This window comes from Gracilibacillus caseinilyticus, from assembly GCF_022919115.1.
Classification (GTDB): Bacteria; Bacillota; Bacilli; order Bacillales; family Amphibacillaceae; genus Gracilibacillus; species Gracilibacillus caseinilyticus.
This window is the reverse complement of the sequence record NZ_CP095072.1, coordinates 3,020,865-3,040,907: the sequence shown is the minus strand read 5'-3', so window position 1 is coordinate 3,040,907 and position 20,043 is coordinate 3,020,865. Positions and strand designations below refer to the sequence as shown.

Sequence of the window (20,043 nt, the reverse complement as noted above, 5' to 3'; positions counted from 1 at the left end):
GTATCATACACGATCGATTTATACACATGACCTGTATACCCTCTTTGCATGAATGTTAAACTAGTTTAATACAAGATTCCCGAAAGATTTTATCTTATACTGCTGTTACTTCATGGTCGGTGCCCAACTGCATCTGATACATCTGATAATAGTTACCTTTCTGCATCAACAATTCGTGATGTGTACCTGTTTCAATAATTTCACCACGTTCTAACACTATAATCTGATCGGCATGTTGAATCGTTGATAATCGATGTGCAATAACTAGCATCGTTCTATCTTTTGCTAATACCTGCATTGCTTCCTGAATGATTCCTTCAGTTTCCGTATCAATGTTCGCAGTAGCCTCATCTAATATCAGAATGGCAGGATCAAAGGCTAGCGCTCTGGCAAATGACAGTAATTGCCGCTGACCGGTAGAGAACTGACTTCCATTTTCACCCACTGGCTCATCGTATTGTTTCGGTAATTTTTCGATAAATTGATCCGCTCCTACTGCTTTTAAGGCAGCAATCGCTTTATCTCGTGAGATGGCTGGATCATTTAATGTAATATTCGATAGAACCGTACCGGTAAAAATAAACGGATCCTGTAATACAATGCCGATTGACTGGCGAACTTGCTGTCTGGTACGTGTCATTGTGTTCACGCCATCAATCTCAATTTCACCATGCTGTGGATCATAGAAACGAAATAATACATTCATGATCGAACTTTTTCCCGAGCCTGTGTGACCGACAAAGGCCGCCATCTGCCCTGGCTTAATGTGAAAGCTGAGATTATTCAATACGTAATCATTCTTTTCATAGGCAAAGCTTACATCTCGGAAACGAATATCTCCCTGGACATTCTGCTGTTCCACCGAACCTACTTCTTCTGTTTCTTCATCTAACAATTCAAATACTCTGCCACCTGCTACTCTTGCCTGCTCTAACTGTGGTAATTGATTCACAATTTGTGTCATTGGTTCAAATAGACGAGTCAGATAATCGACAAACGCATATAAGACTCCAGCTGTCACAATATTTTCTCCTGATAATGATGCAGAACCGAAAAACCAGATAAACCCGACAAAAGCAATACCACGAATAGCATTGACAAGGTTAAAAGAAGTAAGTGCACTTAACAAGATCATTTTCTTCTGATAAACAAAATGACGATTATTCAGTACTTCAAATTCTTCTTGTGTTTCTTTTGTTCTGCGAAATGCTTGAATAACCGGCATCCCTTGGATCGACTCATTTATCGATGCATTGATTTCGCTGTTGGTCGAACGAATTACGCGATTATACTTTCCTGCATAGTTCTTATAAAATTTCATCCACAAATAAAGAAGCGGAATCAAAATTAAACAGATGCTCGCCAATGGTGGGTTTAATAGAAACAGCGCAATAAAAATACCTGTCATATAGACAAAACCGTTAACAAAAGTCTCTAACACTTTTACATATAATTCTCGAATGGCCTCCGTATCATTGGTCACTCGTGCAACGATTTTACCAGCCGGCCGATCAACAAAGTACTTCATTGGCAATTTTTCGATCTGGATAAACACATCATCTCGCATACGCTGAATAATTTTGTTTGCTGAAATTTGCAGCAAATACGTTTTAAAATATTGGAAAACAGCCGCTATCAGAATTAATCCGATATATAACACTAACAGCAGAACGATCGGGTGAAATTCCGGCTGAAAGAACGTAACCAGATCAGCTGCAAGTACTCGTTGTCCTTCGACTTCTTTTGTTGCTTCTTTCTGATTAATCGTTATCAATCCATTCTCTGCTGACTGAACTGTGCTTGTTGCAGAAATGTTTCCTTCTATTAAATAATAACTTCTTTCGGATTGCAGCAAGGTAAAATCGTTCACAGCATTATCCTCACTTTTCACACGATCGGCTCTTTTTAGAAACATATCCTGATAGGAAATAGTATCCTGATCATCATTAGCATCTACTTGCACCCAATTAGCTTGAACACCGACAATATGATGATCGATGACCCTTTTAGCAATCAGCGGACCAGATAATTCCAGACCAACTGCAATGATAAGACAGACTAAACCGATCATAATGAACTTTTTACTCGTAAAAGCATAGCGTAATAATCTTTTTTCTGTTGAAGGATTCATTATTCTTCACCGCCTTCCATTTTTTGCATGTTAAATTGTTTTTTATACCAGCTACCTTGCTTCATCAGGTCATCATGCCGGCCACTTTCCACGATGTGACCTTCGTCTAATACAATAATCTGATCAGCGTGTTTAACAGCTGACAAACGATGGGCAGCTATCAAAGTCGTTTTCCCTTGTCGTTCTCGTTTTAAATGGGCAATGATATTTGCTTCTGTTTTTCCATCTACCGCAGACAAAGAATCATCCAAAATCAAAATTTCTGGATCCATTAATAACGCTCGCGCTAATGAAACACGCTGTTTCTGCCCTCCAGATAAGGTAACGCCACTCTCACCAACTAATGTTTCAAGTCCTTCCGGCAAAGCTTCCATATCTGCTTTCAAACATGCCGATTCCAGGATACGATCAATTTCCTGATTGGTTTTGTGTCCACAACCAAAAAGAAGATTTTCTTTGACTGTTTTGGAGAATAATACATGCTCTTGTGGCACATATCCGATCCAGGATCTTGTTGTGTCCAGTGAAAAGCTTGCTATCGGAATTTGATTGATGGTCAGACCCCCTTGTGGTGGTGCATATTCTCTCAATAGCTGCTTAAATAATGTTGTTTTTCCTGCACCTGTTTTGCCGACGATTCCAATCGTTTCTCCTCGCTGAATCGTTACATTGACCGAATCTAATTGCTTGCCATTCACATCCGGATAAAAAAAATCCACTTGATGAAAATCAATTACTTCTGGAATCTCTATCGTTTTTGGTTTGGCTGGATCAGTTACATCGGCTTGTTGTGCAAATACATGATCCACACGATCAATCGATGCATTCCCTCTCTGCATCACGTTAATTAACTCTCCAATTGCAAACATTGGCCATATCAGCATTCCTAAGTAAACATTAAACGTGACCAGGTCTCCTAATGAAATACGATTGTCGATCACCATCATCGCACCGTAACCAAGACCAATCGTGTACGAAATTCCTACTAAAATTTTGATCGTTGGTTCAAAAAATGCTTCCATATTGGCTACAGACTTATTTTTCTGAAAAACGGTTTCTGTCATGTCTGAAAAGCGCTCGAAATCTTGTTGCTCCTGTACAAATGCACGGGTGACACGAACTCCTCGAATTGCTTCCAACGTATAATTATTCAATTCACTAAAAGCTGACTGTGCTGCGGTAAAACGAGTGTGAATGATCTTCCCATATTGGTGAACGATAATGGCCATTAACGGCATCGGTATTAATGCAGCAAGTGTTAACTGCCAGCTGATTGTAAATCCCATCATGAGAATAATAAAGGACATGAAAATCGTGGAATCGACCAGTGTAAGTATCCCAAAACCCGCCGTCATCATAATCGCTTTCAAATCGTTAGTCGCACGCGCCATTAAGTCACCTGTCCGATTATGACTAAAAAAGCGAGGACTCATTTTCATAAAATGACTCATCAATTTCGAGCGCATTTTTCTTTCTAGTAATAAGGATCCTCCAAATAAATGGTAATCCCACAAAAACATAATGCCATAGCTGATGATAATTAATCCGACGAATATAACAATAAGCTGCATTAAGCGTTCCGCAGTCAATTCGTTATACTGAATCGCATCAATGGCCATCCCTACTAACTTTGGTGGCAATAAATCAATAAAACTTACGATGATTAATGCTGTAATCGCAATGGAATAACGAACCCATTGCTCTTTAAAAAACCATGATAATTTATAAAATACTGAAAACATACGCTAACCTCTCTCCTCTCTGCTGACGGTTCCCTTCTGATCTAGCTATCCACCATCTATCCTATCTTTGTTATCAGTTGCTCCAATCAAACATTTCATCATTCTTCCTCCTTCGTTTTTTTGTGCATTGATAAAAAATAAAAAAAGCGCATACGTTCGTGACGTATACGCTAAAATGTTGCATCTATCCACTTCTGACAGGCAACAAAAAAAGATCACGAACAAGTCCGTGATCTTCCGAATTTTATAGATACAGTTTTCTAATGATAATAGTTGTGAAATGAACTATTAATTCATCGAAAAGGAGGTCACGGTAATATCATTCAGTTGTAGAATGCGAACAGGAAATAAACGTTTCGTATTCATTTTGCGTAACCTCCTTTGTTTAAAATTTTTTATCAATGCTCAATAATTATATATTCAAAATATTTTGACGTCAACACTATTTACGAAAAAATTCCAATTTTAACGAAAACTTAAGTAAAGATCTATAAAACAGGGGTGTCGCACCGATAAAAGAAGCAATTCGGATAAAATATGGATTGGTAGTGAACACTCTTAATAGATGGACACGAACAGTCAGATAGGGAGTGTAATTATGCCATATACCGAAACACAACCTGCTTTGTATTTTCAATGTACCGGATCAGGAACGGCAATTATTTTTATTTCCCCGCCAGCCATGGGACATTTAACTTTTCGCTATCAACAATTACTGAAAGATCACTTTAAGCTCATCACCTTTGATAACAGAGGTGACTGCCGAAGTAGTGGTACAGAGGGAATCCTTCAATTCTCCGATTTTGTTGAAGACGTAAAACGCATAATGGATGTGAATAGAATTAGTCAAGCCATCATTTGTGGCTACTCAAATGGCGGCTTAATTGCACAGGAGTTCGCCTTACGATACCCGAATCATACCTTGGCCCTTATTTTGATCGGTGGTTACTACACTCCTGGGAATATCACGTTGCGAACGCAGTACGGATTGGGGATCACGATAGCGAAGTGGAAATGGATCGGTTTACTGGCAAAAGGACTTAGCTTCAACCACTTTCGTGATAAAAGAGCCGCTAAAGAAATGGAATTGGAAATTAAGAAAACAGCCCCACATATGCTGACGCAACAATACCAGCTAGGTTTAAATTATCAGGCTGCAGATCGTTTACACCTTATCCATGTCCCACTTCTGCTTATTTATGGAGCGAATGATTTTTATGTCCACTCCTACCAGCATGCTTTTCGCAAAAAAATTAATGATGTAGAGGTTGCTTATATACATCATTCCAAGCACCAAGTACCAACAAAATATTATAATGAGTGTAATGCGATTATTTATGAATGGTCAAAGCGGAAAGAATTGATGAAGTAAAGCTGTGTGGTCATTACATAGACACTTTAAAACCAGTTATTTCATATGAAATACTGGTTTTTAATAAGAAAATTTAGACTTAAGATTGAGAGATAAAAAAGCATATCCCCATAATATGGAATATGCTAACTAGCTATGGGACCATTTTGATATATTGTGTGTGCTGGGATACCTTCTACCAACCACTTCGCGTCCTGCGAGGCATATTTCCGGAACTTTGCTAAGCAGACATCCAGTTACATAAACCGTATTATAAGAAGCTAAATATTTTAGTTCGTTGACGACCGGGCTGGTTTATGCCCGGTTTTTTTTATTCATTTTTAGATTAAACTATTTAATCTCTTAAATTTACCTATTTTCGATAATTATTGGACAATCATGGATGCCAAAGCTTTCATCCTCTCATAGATTGAAGTAGACAAAGAAGAAATGAGGGGATAATTTTGTTTGGATATTCTATGATTCAGACCGTTCGAAATTATAGTAAACAGCTAGACCGATCATTGCGTGATGATTTAATTCATTTGTATCGTCCTTTTAAATATACACCGTGCTTCTTGCATGGATTATTTGAAAGAAAATTAATGCGTAAGAAAAAACTTTCTGTTATTGTGCAATTTCAGCCTGAGGCATATGAAGACGGTTGTCAGCAAATAGCAGAAATTACGAAGAAACATAAAAACAATAAGTTATATCATTACTATAACAGGGTTTCATGTTGTACAGCAGATATGACTCCTGACAGCTTAGAGGAAATGCTATCCACCTGTAATCATGTCAAAAAAGTATATAAGAATAAAGAGGTGCAAGCTTTATTAGATGTTGCAGTTGAGTCGGCAAAAGCGAAGCAGGTATTTCGAAATAATACAGCTTTAACTGGAAAAGGAACTAAAATTGCCATTATTGATACAGGAATATATCCACATCAGGATTTATCGGGTAGAATTACTGATTTTGTAGATTTTATTAATAATCGCACAGAACCATATGATGATAATGGTCACGGAACACATTGTGCCGGTGATGCCGCCGGAGACGCATCTGCTTCTGACGGAAAATATATGGGACCTGCCCCTAAAGCAAATCTGGCTGGTGTAAAAGTATTAAATAAAATGGGATCAGGTACATTAGATACGATCATGCAAGGTGTAGAATGGTGTATTCAGTATAACGAAGATCACCCTACTACTCCTATTGACATTATCAGCATGTCTCTAGGTTCTGAAGCACAAAGTTATGGCGAAGAAGACCGCGATCCTATGGTTCAAATAGTAGAGGAAGCATGGAAAAGTGGTATTACTGTCTGTGTGGCAGCTGGTAACAGTGGGCCAGACCCACAAACTATTTCCAGTCCAGGTCTAAGTGATCGTGTCATTACAGTCGGAGCACTTGATGATCGCACAACAGCAAATACACGCCGGGATGATGAGGTTGCAAGCTTCTCAAGCCGAGGTCCGACACTCTATGGAGAAATAAAACCAGATATTCTTGCACCTGGCGTCGATATTATTTCCTTACGCTCCCCTAATTCCTATCTTGACCGACTTCAGAAATCCAATCGCGTCGACGGAGATTACTATATTATGTCCGGCACGTCCATGGCGACACCAATCATAGCCGGCGTAGTAAGTTTAATGAAGCAACATAATCCTGACCTAACAGCTGACGAGATAAAAGAAAGGTTAAAGTCTGGTACTGATATTTGGGTGGATCGCGACGAAAATGTTTATGGTGCTGGTTATGTTAATGCGGAGCAGTCTATACCGCAGCAGATCAATCATAATTAACAATTATATCTAGTAAAACTCGGCATTCGCCCCATCATTAACGAGTGCCGAAGTTTTGCTTATACTTTGTACCTTCTAAATTTTCACTTCGTCGATCTGCTTCATTGCAAAAATTTAATGCTTTCCTAACGTATAAAATAAAAGCAGTTACTCTCATGTAAGGATAACTGGTCTTTCCATTTTTACAAATACAGATTAATTTTCAAAGTTAATCTTGACAAATCTAATAAGATACCAGAAAATGTATTTGTAAATGTTTTACAAGGAAATGTTTGGTGTTGTTTTATTAAGTTCTGTTCCTATTTTTATGTGAGGTGAAAAGAATGAAAAAACGTGTGGTTATCACCACTTTATTATCAGCTATTCTCTTTTGCTCCATGATGACACTAAGCTCCGCTTCGCCACTTGCTGATTCGGGACCAAACACGAATACATTTAACTCAATAGGTATGTGGCTTGCAATCATTATGATTCTTATGTTTTACATAATCCCTTTGATCCTTTATATGACTGGAATGGATACTATGAAATATGTGCTGGCAGTATTTTGTGGTATAGGGTTATTAATTAACTTAGCTTTAATTCCCATAAACCTGCTAATTGGTGAAGTTTCCGGTCAGAACGCCCCTATCACTATGGCTGTAATAGCTATATGTGCGGCTACATGCGTTGTTAATATTATATGGTATGTGATTGCTTTTCGCAGCAGAAAGGCATTGCAAGATTCGTAATTAACTTTTATCTATAAATAGTGTCAGTTCTTTTCTAATTTCCTACAATTCTAGTGCCATTGTTAGTAAAGAGAAGATTACAACTACAAATTATATACTATTCCTTTAAAATCAAGTTGCATTGAGTTCTTTATCTGATTATTCACACTTTCATAGCTAATTGCTTAAAAAGGTTTGATTTGCTATAACATTTTACACATTTAACCAATTATATCAAAAGATAAAGGAGGCGTTATCATGAGTGACACATTAAAATCTATCATCGAATTTATTTTTGTATTTCTTATTTTAACTGGAATTGGAGCTGTTTTGGAAATATGTTCTATTGCTCTTAACATCAATCCCACATTCACTAACATCTTACTATATTCTATTACACTTTTATTATTTGGAATCTTTTTAAGTCGTGTAATAAAAAGACATCACCTAAAAACCCCCTCTCTTATTAGTAGCACTTGCTATATTTTTAACCCTTTCCGGCATTATACCTGATCCGTCACCTACATTACTTCATACGACTAAATATGCTTATACTTTTGGTTTTCCTTTTCCATTTGTGACTATTTACAGCGAAAATAATTCTAGCTTCATTTTACAGCACCTGTCTGTAAACAATGCTTATTCAGTTGACATGGTCCCATTGATGGCAAATATAATTTTATTGTATCTGGTTATATCATATATCGGAAAAATCTTTAAGCTGCTGCATAATCCAACCGCTATTTCACAAATAAATTCTTTACCAACAGAAAAACCAGTTATTCCTTTATAGAATAACTGGTTTTCATCTAGAGCTCTAACTCGCCCATTCGCAACAATTCCACTACAGCTTGTGAGCGCCCCTTAACACCCAGCTTCTGCATTGCATTTGTTATGCATTATTATTGCAAACTTAAAATCAGTTGACATTTATTGTTTTTGTTTCATTAGTGAAGTAATAGCTTGACCAGGGAGTTGAGTACCAGAATCAGCTTTTGTTACCACTATCTGACCTAGAAAATAGGGCTTGTAAGACAATATTTTTTTCTTCTGGACTAAATTCAGTTTCATTTAAAAGCGCTAGGTATACATAAGTTAAATGATGTCTTTCATGAGCATCATTAGCTAAATGAAAATTAGAAGTAGACAATTTTATAAAGAGATTAATAATTAAAAAACCAACAGAAATAATCACAGTTAGTATTATTGTAAATTTTACTGAACTTAGATCAAGAGTGTTTTTAACATTCGTAAATATTAATATCACAGTTAAAATAGAAATAAATATTATACTAGACCCCAAAGACCAATTCCTCCATTTTTCACCTCTGTTTTCATATTCATTTGCAGCTACATTCCAATATTCTGCTGGTTCTTTTAATTTTAGATGCTCTTTATATTTGTTTTCCAACTTTAAAAAAGTTTCTTGTTTTTCATTCAAAAAAACTTCATTTCTTTCTGAATAATTCTCTCTTTCTTGATTAATTTCATTTAAAAAAGAAGTGAATTTTTCCTTTATCTCGTTAGATGATTTATTTAGTGAATTTATCACATTCACACTATTAATATTTGTATTTTCAACTAATTCTTCGAGGTTTCGATAGTATTCATCATTTAGGTCACTGGTGATTTCAGGGTATAATAACTTACTTGCTATTGTTATACCTAAAATAAATTCATTGTTTAAAAATTCATTATTACTTATTTTTAGATGTTGATGTTCTCTCGGACTAAAATAACCTTTCAAAAATCCATTAATAGTTCTGATGGACTTGTTATCGCTTAACATTTTTATAATTTTTGCTTCATTGCTAATCGAAAAAATACATGGAAATTTATTTCCTTTAATCGTATTCAATACTGTATCTAATCTTTTCTTTTTACTATCGATATCTTCAGTTTCATTTTTTAACAAATATTCTATATTTTTATTTATATTGTTAAAATTTTGCGATACTAATAAAATTGGAAATTTCGCGGTTTCTGTAATGTTGAAATTATTAACAACATCATCCCAAAACTCAACTTCATTATTTATAAAACTCTTTAGTTTCTTTAAATCGTAGTAGTTTCCAACATTATTACTAGGATATTTTTCAAACTGATAATTCATTGACTTGAAATAGTCTAAAAGTATTTGTATATTATCTTCCTGTGTTTTTGTCTTATCCAATACATCACCTCTTTATTATAGCTTTTTTAGTTATATTACCATGTGAATTTTCCTCGAACAACTTCTTATCGTCGTATATTAGTTTTATGATGTTTTCCAGATAGAGAAATGAAGAAGGAATAAGAATATATACAAAAATTTCAACAGTATCATAATGACCAACATTAGAATAACTATTAAACTTAATAAATAATATAAAAAATAATAAAACAAATACCATTACTCTTGTAATCATTCTCTTAATACTTATCCAACTTTTTTTGTCATTTTTGTCATTAAATGTATAAATCCACATCACATAAGAAAAGGGCATAGATAATGATAATAAAAAGCTAATTCCATTTGAAATACTAAGAAAGCTCAATGCCCCAATACTTACAATAAATCCAAAAGTTGAAAAACACACAAAACTTTGAATAAATTTTACCGAAAATAAAATTTTTAACCGATTAACAAGATACCTATTATTATATCGTGAAATTACAACTAATATGGTTTTTGAAAATTTGGTTAGAGGTGTTTCGATATATTTTTGTTTTCTTTTAAAATGGTGAAGTAAGTCCGTGCAAACAAAAAAACATAAAACTAATCAAAAATAAGAAAGAAAAGAAATTCATCCAAACTCTAAATACAAAGGAAATTAGACTAGCTAGCATCATCATCAAAAACAAGATGGATATAAATTCAAGCAGTGTTATTTGCTTTATAATAGATCCTTTTTTCAATAACTTGAAAGACAGTCTTGATGATATTTTTTCTGAAAGTTTTGTAATAGTCCAAAAAAACAAACCCATGGTTACAATTCCGACCACCATTATTAATATGTAAACAGCAAATCCTTCAAAACCCTTCATATTAACCACCTAAAATAAGAAATATTTACTACATTACTAATTTTAGATTATTTCTACTCTTTTCACAAATCTATCAAGTTATTTCAGATAATTATAGAATTTTTCATGATTCAAAGAATAACATTCACAAAAACCATAATAAGTAATTTTTTTGTAATTTTAGTGGTAAAACTGTTGAAAATATACATAAACTAATATAGAATACTAGTTAAATACAAAGGAGGGAATATTTATCAAAAAAATCAAGCAAACAGTAGTTTCGTTAAGTGTAGTGTTAGGAGTATTATTTATTTTGCCAGGAATTACGGCAAGTGCGGCAGAAAATGGCGAAGGGTTATTCACTGAACATATAAAGGGAATTGAATTTGAAATTCCCTACGACCAGTCAGATGTTTATATAGAAAAAAGTGAGACCAATTTAGTTGGAAGTATAGAGGTTTACGACAACGAAACAGATGAATTGCTAGATACTTTCACAGTAGAAAATGAACCATTATCAGGTGTCAGCACTTTAGCAGCTGATGACACTTACTTAAGTAATGTTAGTAGAACTAGAACTGACAATGGATTAGATACTAGATTGCGAGCTCGAATAGAAATCTATTCTTCTGGTTCCTTTAGACAAATAAATAATGTACTTAATACACAGTGGTTTACCGGATCTGGTAACCATACTATTGAAAGTGCTACTGCAGATTCTCTACCTAATGGAGGACAATTTCCAACCACTTCAATTGAGGTATTGGGAGATGCTACAATACAAATAGCTACCACTCAAGAATTCTCTGCCGGTTGGGAAGCAGCTGGATTTTCAATTGGAGGTTCGTCTGGTTCTACAAATTATTACCGAAAATATATTGAACTAGGCTTTAATTATTCATTATATTAATCTAAAAAAAGACTGCGCTTTGACGCAGTCTTTTTTATTTTTTCATAAACTTAATAATAGTCGATAAAATATAGGTTATTGCAATAATACCCAGTATAATGTTCGTTACCGTTAAAGTATTATTTAATTCAGTCACGTAAGCATTTAAATCAAGTAATTGTTGCTGTGTTTTATCTGCTACATTACCGACATTATTCACTAGGTTATTCCAGTCTTCTTTTGTTAATTCAGTCAAAACAACACAACCTTTAAATAATTTTTTGTAAACTATTCAAATTATAACATAAAAACCCAAATAATTTTAATATTTGTTAAACCTATGATTAAATCGATATTTTTATTCATTGTCTTCATTAAACTTATATTTCAAATCAATAGTACCATCTATATATATAACACCATATTCAATCAAAACATTAAATACATGGAATAAATCTTTATTTGTGTCATTTAATTGATCTAAGGCTTCTTTAATAGTTTTTATACTTATCGCTCTTTCTTTCTCCATATTTAAAGTAAATAATTTATCCTCAAGTTGCTGTATCCTTTTTTGTAATTCTTCTCTTTTATTTTCGTAATCAAACTTATTGAGAATACCTTCTAGATAAATATCTAATAATCTATCAATTTTGTTATTTAAATTGGCAATTTCATTTTTTATTTTTTTTACTTTAATTTGATCATTTTTTGATACATTGGCTTCTAGATTAAATCTTGCTTTTGTTGTTTCTACAATCAATTTCTGAAGTATTAATTTTCTAAAATCCTCATAAGTTATAGGTGGATGATTAACACACTTATTAGACCTTCTATACTTACTACACTTTAAATATTTCCAGTGAGTTTTAGTTCCGTCCTTTTTCCTTTTCCAGCTTTGCATTATGATCATATTACTGCCACAATGGCCACATTTTAATAATCCCCTAAATTCATTCCAAGGAGTTACTTTTCTTTTATTATTTACAACTTTCTTATTATTGGCTTTATTAAATTCTTCTCTCGGTACGATTGCTGGATGATGATCTTTAATAATTGTCCATTTCGACTTTGGATTCTTAATTTGTTTTTTACGTCCATCCACTTTCACATTGGTGTATTGATTTAGAATAAAATCTCCACAAAAAGTACGATTTCTTAAAATTCGTTGAATGGTTGTAAGTTGCCATATTCCACCTGATTTAGGTGGTAATATAGTTCCTTCTTCAACACCTTCATTTAATTTATTAGTAATGGTCTTCTGTCCATATCCATAATAGTTATACCAATTGAAAATTTTTCTTATAACTGCAGCTTCATCTTCCTTTATTACTAGTAATTGGTTAACTCGATCATATCCATATGGAATCTTCCCTATGTGATGACCTTTCCTTACTTTTGCAGCAAGAGCAGCACTAATAGAAACTGATTGTGTTTTTGGGTACTGCGCAGCAAACATTGAGAACATTTCAAATTTCATATCATTTTTTCCCTCATATTGGCTATCGTATCCTTCTTCAATCGTCACTACACGTACACCATGACCAAGTAATACCTCTTTAATTTCTAAGGCATCTTTAAGATCCCTGGCAAGCCTATGAATGGATTTAAAAATAACCATTTTGATTTCTCTGTTTCTTGCTTTCTTGAGAATCAACTGCATGGCTGTTCTCTCTAGAAACATCGTTCCAGATTTTGCTTCGTCTTGAAGAATAGATCTTTCATTCCATTCAAATTTATTTTGTTCTAACCAATAACGACATATATCCACTTGGTTTGTTAGGGAATCCTTTTGCTCATCTTTGTCAGTAGAAACACGGGCATACACCAGGTAAGGATATTCACGATATGTGGTTAGCTTTTCATTTTCTTCAATCATAATTAGCCACCTCTATATCATTACTTATTAATATCATACGAAGCACTTCACAAAATAATTATAGAACGCATGTTCTAATTAATCAATGCAAGTCTTCCTTAAACCTGGTGCTATACCTTATAGCTCACCTAAAAAGACACAAAAATTAGCTACTTATAGTCTTTTGATGCTCATAACAGTATATTTTTCCTTTGAATTTTGAATTGGAATGACAATATGCTTTTACCTTTTCTGATACAGGTTTATTACATACGGTACACTTTGCACTATCCTTATTTTGTGAAGTTCCTTTTTTATTTCCTTCTTTTAATAACTGAACATGCTGTTTTCTAATAGCTTGGTCCTCTATATTAACTGCTTTTAGCTGGTCATAAATCTCGTTTATTTGTCTATCAGTTAAAAATGGCTCTTCATGTTGATGTTCATTTATATTCACCTTACGATTAATAAACTCCGTTAATTCAATGTCATATACAAGTAATTCATCTGAAGCGATCTTTCTTAATTCAGTTTCATCTATTTTAAATTTGCATCGTTTTGTAAAAGACACCACAGATACAAAGTAAGAATGGTATTTTTCACTTATCTCACTTTTTAAAGCCTTAATATGACCATAATTTTGTATGAATGGATTCATCATTTTAAATTTACCATTCACTGACCATACTTTTCTGTCCTTACCACCATAAATAGTTCCTTCATAGTTTTTTGTTTCTATAACAAATATTCCATAAGAAGATATGAGTATATGATCTATTTGTGAGTATCCACTCTTTGCCTTCGGATTCTTGATCATAATATCTTCTAAATGTTTATACTCTTTTGGAAATTGATCCAGTTGAATGTTTATTTTGTGTTCTCCGATTTCCCCTTTTCTTGCTGCAATTTTTTCATTGTGTTTTTTAATTGGCTTCTTTGTCGTTTTTGCAGTTGAATTTGCTTTCGTTTCTGTTTCCTTTTTCTTAAATAATTTGTCGAGTAACTTCAATGCAATCGCCTACCTTTTATATTTAATTAGTATAATATTACCATTATAAATATACTAATTCTACCTGATAAGCGAAATAATAGATTAGAACACTCTTATAATTCTTCCATTAAATTTTTCCTTCCAATAGCCAGAAGTCATGTCTGCATATGAAACACCTGTACTACTTTGCGCTCCTATAAATCGACCGTTCCCGGCGTATATGCCTACATGACCATCTATCTTATACGTATTAAAGAAAACCAGGTCACCGATTTGAATATTATCCATAGTCACACCTGATCCCATGCTTTTTAGTGTATCGGTTGTAACGCTCGTCATATTGCCTAATGTAATGCCTACCTGGTCAAACGCCCAATAGACAAAGGAAGAGCAATCAAAGCGCCCTGTCATTACGTCTAATTGGTTTCTGCCACCACCAAAGACATACTTAGAATTATTTATCCATTTCGTTCCGACGCTGACAACTTTCTTTTGCTTGTCGCTTGCATTCATATCTTGCAGATCGATAAATAAGGTTTGATTCGAGTTTATATTCCTAGTGGCTGTCTTTGTTTCTGTTTCTTCCCGATCAAAAGCTATTGCATTTTCATAAGCTGTTACGATCTTTGCTAGTCTTGCCTCATCCTGTGCAAGTTTTATCGTTTCTTCTCTTTTGGTGGACTCTTGGACAGCTTTTTCAATGGCTTGCAAATCTTCTTTATGCTGCTGCAGGTCGTCTATCAAATCTGCTTTCAACGGCTGACTAATGAAAAAGATAATAGAAAACAAGAATAATAGTTTTCTAAACAACACCAGCACCTTCTAACATCTTTTGTAATTGGACGTTGATTCTTTGCAAATCCAACACCTGGTAACGATCTTCGTCTTTATCGCCTGCTTTTTTCACAGTATCGGATAATAAAGGAATATAACTGGACAAGAAGGAATATAGCATTTGTATTTCACGTACATTAAAATGATAATCCGTGACCAGGAAGCCTTGATTCTCGTCTGTTTGATCTACTGCTTTTTCCAATTCTTCTTTCACCTCATCAAATGATGCTAGCAACTCTTTTGATTCTTTTTTATGGTTTCGTTTAAAAGTATTTCTAGCGCTCTTTCTTGTCATAGCCATATGGAGCAAAATTAAAGCACTCTCAGAATGTTTTAATCGTAAAAGCATAATATTTTTAACCTCCTATGTTTTTAATTCGTCTATATAATCTTCTAATTTACGCTTTTCACCGTTAGTTAGTTCATTCGGTTTCATTAGGAAAAATGATTTTCTTCCTATCTTGATTTTGCGATCTGATCCGTAATTCTTCGCACGTTGCCAGTGAATACAACCATATGGCAGCAGGATAAATCCCTGGCGCTTTGCTAAGTCCTCGGCTACCTCTAACGTTTGGTAAAAGCTAAACTTTTGTAATGACCTGGCGTAAGCGACTATGTTTAGGGTTTCTGGGTATAAGTAAAGCAGCATTCTAGGGTCTTTCTGTTTGTAATCATTCGGTACTACACTTAATTCTTTAACTTCTAACACGGATTTTCCCCCTTGCTTTGTCGTGAATTTCTTCTAACGTTTCAAAAAACTCTTTCCCTTCTCGTTCTGTTGCAGGCAAAGGAAAAGACTGCACCATGTTAAAGCTGTCATAGAGATTCATTTTAAAAAATCTCCTTGCTTTCCACATCGGAATAAATTGGTTGTGTAAGTGTTCTCCGGTCTGATAGTCTCTGAAATGCAAGGAGAAACCTTTGTCACCGATCTTTCTTGTCGTGATTAAAACCTCGACGATCTGACGAATACGGCTATCTACGTTGTTGATCGACGGACTGCAATAAATCTGAACGGATTTCATCTTTCTAGTGAACATCATCGTTTCGGTTGCGATTCCTTGACCGTACTTGCTCCATTTACGATTACTAAACGCCATTTGTGCCTCATCCCAACAAATAATAGAACCTTGCGCCTCGGCCACCTCATACCAATCTGTATAGTGAGACATTGGATAACTGTCTTTTAAGCCATAATTGCTGAACAATTCAACATGACCGCCGTTTCTGATCGTTTTTGATTTCCAGTGGTGAGCCAGGAGCGACATTAAAAATGTTTTACCGCCCCCAAGTGGTCCCTGGATAAAAAAGTGGTGTGCCATTATCGTTTTGCCCCCTTGCCATCTGGAGCCATCACGATTGGTTTAGGCGGTTTTGGAATAAGCGCCTCGATCGTGTCCAGGTAATACTCTGGATTCGCTATATCTGTTTTCCCTTGCGTTGTAATGTACTTGTAAATCTCGTCATAAGGGTTTTTATCGCCGTGTAAGTATTTGTTTTGCCCTAAGCGTTTCAAGAACAGCAGCGCTTTTATTTGTGGTTCTCGGAGGTTCTGCGACTTGCTCTGCATTTCTTCTATGACTTGTTTTACATCTGATATGTGCTGCACTTGCGGGAAAAGATCATCACTTATCACAGATTGCAGCTTATCGGCGTTTGAGTGTGCATTTTGTTGCTCTGTATTTTGCATTGAATGAACAACTACCTTTCGTTTTAGATTTCGTTAAGCTTGAGCGCCCTCTAGCAACATCACTTATTCGGTATTCTTTCTAGTATCTCGATCAACTTGTTTTCTGCTAAGTCTAGGCAAGGTCGTAACACTTCGTCGGAATGTTCGGCAGCCTCCAAAGTGGAGGTTACCATTCCTTTTAATTCATAAATTAATCTACATACTGTTTCGTCCATGTTTCATCCCTCCTGTTATTAGGTTGCGACAAGCGCAATAATAATAAATGCAATAAAGATCAAAGCGAACAAGATCCCTTTCGTCCAATCCAGGCTAGAAGGTAAAACCGGCGGTCTATATGCTGTAATCTGTGTTAGAACGGTATTCATTTCTAGCTGTGCTAGTCGTTCCGTTTCCGTAACTGACCTGGAAGGCGCTCTATAAAAGAAGTTCCTTCCGTCGTTACCTACTGTTATCTCGCAATCTTGCAACGGCACTTTGTAATAGCCTGCTGCTATAACTGCCTCGTCGGTCGTTTCGGTTATATGTCTTATGTCACTTGTTTTCTTTTCGTCGTCAAATACAATTAATAGATCATTGGTTTCCAGGTTAAATTCTTCCTCTTTGTTTTTACTTAATCCCATTTAGCGAACAACTGCCTTTCTTTTTTTATTTGGTTGTGCTGCTGATCGTTGATAAACCTTCCAGGAGACAAAAACAACGCTAGCAATCCCGGCGCTTGCTCCAGCTCCCACTACATACATATAAAAAAATGCATCTACCACCACTTAACACCTTCTTTCACACTGTAATACATACGCATTACTGACCGGAACATCAAAAGTGTTCCTAACAGCACGGTACTAATCAAAATAGAAGAGACTACCGTTTGCCATATGCCAGGCAAGTCTCCGAATACTGTAAAATACTGTCCTATATTCAACCCTTGCGACATTCCTAAATGAACGCCCTGGATTCTCTCTATTGCTAAATCAAGAAAAGCAATAGGAGGCTGAAAAATCTTGTCTATAAAGCTTTTGATTGTCGTTAATACGTCCAATCTAATCGCCTCCTACTCGAATGCTAGATATTAATTTCATAGCCGCAATAGCTGTCGTAAACCATAAAACAAATAATAATACGTAAGCAATCGGCTCTAACTGCATTGGTTCTAATGCGTCAAATATTCTTCCGATCATTTCGCTATAACCATGACCACCGGAAGACTTCGGCGCATAGGATAAGCTTGTCAATGTATTGCTAAATCCTTTTACAAGTGCCCACAATAATCCGGCTGACTCTAATATAACTTGGAACAGCTTAACAGCTAACACACCGATCATGTAGAGCAAATAAAGCAAACCTTCGATAACTTCAAATATGACCTGGAAAAAGCCAACGATAATATCTATTAGTGTTTGAAAAAAGTCTCCTATACCGCCTAACAACCATTGGATAGCATTCCATATTAAATTACCTATCCAGGAAAGCGCATCACCAATAATCCCCATTAATAACGAACCCTTTTATTGTTTGCTAGAATGCCTTTGACCAAGTTAATGATTTGATCTACAAATAACGTTGACATCATGAGTAAGAGGAAGGGAGCGACATATTTCATGTGCCCCATAAATACAACCTCAATTACCGACTGCATAAGATCGTTGTCCATTGTTATGACCTCCCTTGTCTCGGTTGTCTTCCTTGCCCGACTATCATTTTTTGTTGCCTTTCGGTCAATCGGTTGTCGGTAGCTTGTCCAGTAGCATTACTAATAAATGATTGACGGATAAGACCGATCACTTTCGGTACAAACACAAATGCTAGTGCTAGAAGTACAAAACCACCAATTAAATTTAAAAGACCATTTCCACTTGCAATTAATTCCCCTATACCAAATGGCAAAGTTGCGCCCGTAGTGTCTACTAGTGGAGGTTCAGGAATCGATGCTTGAACCGTTACCCCTGCACTCTCTAAACCGTTGTACGTATTCGTCACTTTATACTCATATTCTTCATTCTCCTTAACACTTAAATCCCCAAATGTTGTTCCATTGGTTTCAAATAACGGCTCATAATCTTCGGCAGCTTGCACGGTGATAGGTGCAAAAGGATTTAAATTAAAACTTGCTGCCGTTGCTGTTCCAGTCACTTTTCGATAGATAGTAGCTTTTTCAAAATACCTCGGTGGATTCTTCCAGGACAGATCCACTCTTTCGGGTGTTGCTTCGATTTTTAGTTCTTCCACTTCCGGAACGTCTTCGGTTGTTTCTGGTGGTGGAATGTTTTCTGGGTCGTCCGGGTATTGATCTTCACTATCTGGTATACCATCACCATCGGTGTCCGGTTCTGCTTTAGTGGTCACTTCCACGGTTTGACCACTTGAATTACCATCAGCACCAACTGAAACAACTTTAAATGTATAACTAGTGTTGAAGTTCAATCCTTCAACGGTGTAACTTTCTTCTGTCACATTTTCCACTAACAAATTATCACCCTGGTAAATGCTCACACTTTGAAAGCCTGTGCCAGTAGGATTCGTCCAACTTAATTCCGCTTTTTTTCCTCCCGGTACAGCTTTTAAGTTGGTAACGTTATTCGGAATGGATAACTGGCCAGTTTTGTAACCGAACGCATCTAATTCGTAAACCGTAGCATTTGATGTAGTAGAAGGCTGATAAACCCTAATAAGATCTACATCGTCTTTGTTTACTTCTATTAATTCATCGATGCTCGTTCCTGCGCTACTTTCATAAAAAACCATTTCGTTATTTGCAAATAACTGAATTTTCGAGTAACCAGTAGTAGCCTTTAGATACATAGAATCAATATGAAATTTTCCATTAAGTTGAATGTCATAGTAATTATGCGCATATATCTTTCTGCCTGTTTCAAGATCGTTGTCGTAAAATTCACTAGGCATAGATGACGATAAAACGTTGCTAGGGTCGTCTAGTAAGCCATCATTGTAGTCAAATTCAGCAGCAAATACATTACTAAAAGGAATCAGAATCAGAAACAAAACAACCCCAAATAGTAAAACACTAAACTTTTTCATAAA

22 protein-coding genes and 1 pseudogene are annotated in these 20,043 nt (G+C 35.4%); 4 read left to right on the top strand and 19 right to left on the bottom strand.

The genetic code is table 11. The features are described 5' to 3' along the window. Window positions 1-94: 94 nt before the first annotated feature. Window positions 95-2,131, bottom strand: coding sequence for an ABC transporter ATP-binding protein (locus MUN88_RS14325; RefSeq protein ID WP_244716199.1), 2,037 nt, complete (start codon window positions 2,129-2,131; stop codon window positions 95-97). Further along, entirely contained in the window at window positions 2,131-3,873 is a 1,743-nt protein-coding gene (locus tag MUN88_RS14320) for an ABC transporter ATP-binding protein (RefSeq protein ID WP_244716198.1), read from the bottom strand. The genes MUN88_RS14325 and MUN88_RS14320 overlap by 1 nt, the downstream gene beginning before the upstream one ends. Window positions 3,874-4,471: 598 nt before the next feature. Here MUN88_RS14320 and MUN88_RS14315 point away from each other — a divergent pair. The 3 genes from MUN88_RS14315 (at window position 4,472) to MUN88_RS14305 (ending at window position 7,763) form a co-directional block, all read left to right on the top strand. Then, window positions 4,472-5,245 (top strand): alpha/beta fold hydrolase, encoded by a 774-nt coding sequence (locus tag MUN88_RS14315; protein ID WP_244716197.1) that lies wholly within the window; start codon window positions 4,472-4,474, stop codon window positions 5,243-5,245. 443 nt (window positions 5,246-5,688) lie between these two features. Further along, entirely contained in the window at window positions 5,689-7,032 is a 1,344-nt protein-coding gene (locus MUN88_RS14310; protein WP_244716196.1) for a S8 family peptidase, read from the top strand. 323 nt (window positions 7,033-7,355) lie between these two features. Next, on the top strand, window positions 7,356-7,763 hold the full coding sequence (locus MUN88_RS14305; protein ID WP_244716195.1) for a DUF5391 family protein: 408 nt from the start codon (window positions 7,356-7,358) through the stop codon (window positions 7,761-7,763). A 788-nt stretch (window positions 7,764-8,551) separates the two neighbouring features. On the opposite strand, the pseudogene gerE reads toward MUN88_RS14305, so the two are convergent. Beyond that, window positions 8,552-8,638, bottom strand: a pseudogene (gerE, locus tag MUN88_RS14300) (spore germination transcription factor GerE); the annotation flags it as partial. A 92-nt stretch (window positions 8,639-8,730) separates the two neighbouring features. Next, on the bottom strand, window positions 8,731-9,915 hold the full coding sequence (locus MUN88_RS14295; RefSeq protein WP_244716194.1) for a DUF6161 domain-containing protein: 1,185 nt from the start codon (window positions 9,913-9,915) through the stop codon (window positions 8,731-8,733). A 1,146-nt stretch (window positions 9,916-11,061) separates the two neighbouring features. On the opposite strand from MUN88_RS14295, the gene MUN88_RS14290 reads away from it, so the two are divergent. Further along, window positions 11,062-11,658 carry a hypothetical protein gene (locus MUN88_RS14290; protein WP_244716193.1) on the top strand — a complete coding sequence of 199 codons (597 nt, stop codon included), beginning with the start codon at window positions 11,062-11,064 and terminating at the stop codon, window positions 11,656-11,658. 34 nt (window positions 11,659-11,692) lie between these two features. On the opposite strand, the gene MUN88_RS14285 is transcribed toward MUN88_RS14290, so the two are convergent. The 15 genes from MUN88_RS14285 to MUN88_RS14215 all read right to left on the bottom strand — a co-directional run bounded on the left by MUN88_RS14285 (window position 11,693) and on the right by MUN88_RS14215 (window position 20,040). Further along, on the bottom strand, window positions 11,693-11,893 hold the full coding sequence (locus MUN88_RS14285) for a hypothetical protein (RefSeq protein WP_244716192.1): 201 nt from the start codon (window positions 11,891-11,893) through the stop codon (window positions 11,693-11,695). A 102-nt stretch (window positions 11,894-11,995) separates the two neighbouring features. Beyond that, window positions 11,996-13,513, bottom strand: coding sequence for a recombinase family protein (locus tag MUN88_RS14280; RefSeq protein ID WP_244716190.1), 1,518 nt, complete (start codon window positions 13,511-13,513; stop codon window positions 11,996-11,998). Window positions 13,514-13,658: 145 nt separating this feature from the next. Next, entirely contained in the window at window positions 13,659-14,501 is an 843-nt protein-coding gene (locus MUN88_RS14275) for a nuclease-related domain-containing protein (RefSeq protein ID WP_244716188.1), read from the bottom strand. 84 nt (window positions 14,502-14,585) lie between these two features. Further along, window positions 14,586-15,296 carry a C40 family peptidase gene (locus MUN88_RS14270; protein WP_440136854.1) on the bottom strand — a complete coding sequence of 237 codons (711 nt, stop codon included), beginning with the start codon at window positions 15,294-15,296 and terminating at the stop codon, window positions 14,586-14,588. Further along, window positions 15,286-15,666 carry a hypothetical protein gene (locus MUN88_RS14265; RefSeq protein ID WP_244716184.1) on the bottom strand — a complete coding sequence of 127 codons (381 nt, stop codon included), beginning with the start codon at window positions 15,664-15,666 and terminating at the stop codon, window positions 15,286-15,288. Before MUN88_RS14265 ends, MUN88_RS14270 begins: the two co-directional genes overlap by 11 nt. A gap of 15 nt (window positions 15,667-15,681) precedes the next feature. Then, a complete protein-coding gene (locus MUN88_RS14260; protein ID WP_244716182.1) occupies window positions 15,682-16,026 on the bottom strand; it encodes a hypothetical protein in 345 nt (114 codons plus the stop codon). Further along, window positions 16,013-16,639, bottom strand: coding sequence for a zonular occludens toxin domain-containing protein (locus MUN88_RS14255; RefSeq protein WP_244716180.1), 627 nt, complete (start codon window positions 16,637-16,639; stop codon window positions 16,013-16,015). The genes MUN88_RS14260 and MUN88_RS14255 overlap by 14 nt, the downstream gene beginning before the upstream one ends. After that, window positions 16,639-17,007 carry a hypothetical protein gene (locus MUN88_RS14250; RefSeq protein ID WP_244716178.1) on the bottom strand — a complete coding sequence of 123 codons (369 nt, stop codon included), beginning with the start codon at window positions 17,005-17,007 and terminating at the stop codon, window positions 16,639-16,641. Before MUN88_RS14250 ends, MUN88_RS14255 begins: the two co-directional genes overlap by 1 nt. 59 nt (window positions 17,008-17,066) lie before the next feature. Then, window positions 17,067-17,222: a hypothetical protein gene (locus tag MUN88_RS14245; RefSeq protein WP_244716176.1), complete on the bottom strand. Its 156-nt coding sequence runs from the start codon at window positions 17,220-17,222 to the stop codon at window positions 17,067-17,069. Between the two features lie 18 nt (window positions 17,223-17,240). Then, complete coding sequence (locus MUN88_RS14240) at window positions 17,241-17,627, bottom strand: hypothetical protein (protein ID WP_244716174.1); 387 nt, start codon at window positions 17,625-17,627, stop codon at window positions 17,241-17,243. After that, entirely contained in the window at window positions 17,628-17,768 is a 141-nt protein-coding gene (locus MUN88_RS14235) for a hypothetical protein (RefSeq protein WP_244724704.1), read from the bottom strand. After that, window positions 17,762-18,043, bottom strand: coding sequence for a hypothetical protein (locus MUN88_RS14230; protein ID WP_244716172.1), 282 nt, complete (start codon window positions 18,041-18,043; stop codon window positions 17,762-17,764). The genes MUN88_RS14235 and MUN88_RS14230 overlap by 7 nt, the downstream gene beginning before the upstream one ends. A gap of 1 nt (window position 18,044) precedes the next feature. After that, window positions 18,045-18,494 carry a hypothetical protein gene (locus tag MUN88_RS14225; RefSeq protein ID WP_244716170.1) on the bottom strand — a complete coding sequence of 150 codons (450 nt, stop codon included), beginning with the start codon at window positions 18,492-18,494 and terminating at the stop codon, window positions 18,045-18,047. Continuing rightward, window positions 18,494-18,655, bottom strand: coding sequence for a hypothetical protein (locus MUN88_RS14220; RefSeq protein ID WP_244716168.1), 162 nt, complete (start codon window positions 18,653-18,655; stop codon window positions 18,494-18,496). Before MUN88_RS14220 ends, MUN88_RS14225 begins: the two co-directional genes overlap by 1 nt. A 2-nt stretch (window positions 18,656-18,657) precedes the next feature. After that, on the bottom strand, window positions 18,658-20,040 hold the full coding sequence (locus tag MUN88_RS14215; RefSeq protein WP_244716166.1) for a fibronectin type III domain-containing protein: 1,383 nt from the start codon (window positions 20,038-20,040) through the stop codon (window positions 18,658-18,660). Between the last annotated feature and the right edge of the window lie 3 nt (window positions 20,041-20,043).

Coding starts and splice junctions, on each gene's coding strand:
- MUN88_RS14305 (WP_244716195.1), top strand. CDS start 7,356: ATGAAAAAACGTGTGGTTATCACCACTTTATTATCAGCTATTCTCTTT.
- MUN88_RS14240 (WP_244716174.1), bottom strand. CDS start 17,627: ATGGGATTAAGTAAAAACAAAGAGGAAGAATTTAACCTGGAAACCAAT.
- MUN88_RS14265 (WP_244716184.1), bottom strand. CDS start 15,666: ATGCTTTTACGATTAAAACATTCTGAGAGTGCTTTAATTTTGCTCCAT.
- MUN88_RS14220 (WP_244716168.1), bottom strand. CDS start 18,655: ATGGACAACGATCTTATGCAGTCGGTAATTGAGGTTGTATTTATGGGG.
- MUN88_RS14250 (WP_244716178.1), bottom strand. CDS start 17,007: ATGCAAAATACAGAGCAACAAAATGCACACTCAAACGCCGATAAGCTG.
- MUN88_RS14320 (WP_244716198.1), bottom strand. CDS start 3,873: ATGTTTTCAGTATTTTATAAATTATCATGGTTTTTTAAAGAGCAATGG.
- MUN88_RS14255 (WP_244716180.1), bottom strand. CDS start 16,639: ATGGCACACCACTTTTTTATCCAGGGACCACTTGGGGGCGGTAAAACA.
- MUN88_RS14325 (WP_244716199.1), bottom strand. CDS start 2,131: ATGAATCCTTCAACAGAAAAAAGATTATTACGCTATGCTTTTACGAGT.
- MUN88_RS14280 (WP_244716190.1), bottom strand. CDS start 13,513: ATGATTGAAGAAAATGAAAAGCTAACCACATATCGTGAATATCCTTAC.
- MUN88_RS14315 (WP_244716197.1), top strand. CDS start 4,472: ATGCCATATACCGAAACACAACCTGCTTTGTATTTTCAATGTACCGGA.
- MUN88_RS14215 (WP_244716166.1), bottom strand. CDS start 20,040: ATGAAAAAGTTTAGTGTTTTACTATTTGGGGTTGTTTTGTTTCTGATT.
- MUN88_RS14225 (WP_244716170.1), bottom strand. CDS start 18,494: ATGGGGATTATTGGTGATGCGCTTTCCTGGATAGGTAATTTAATATGG.
- MUN88_RS14245 (WP_244716176.1), bottom strand. CDS start 17,222: ATGGACGAAACAGTATGTAGATTAATTTATGAATTAAAAGGAATGGTA.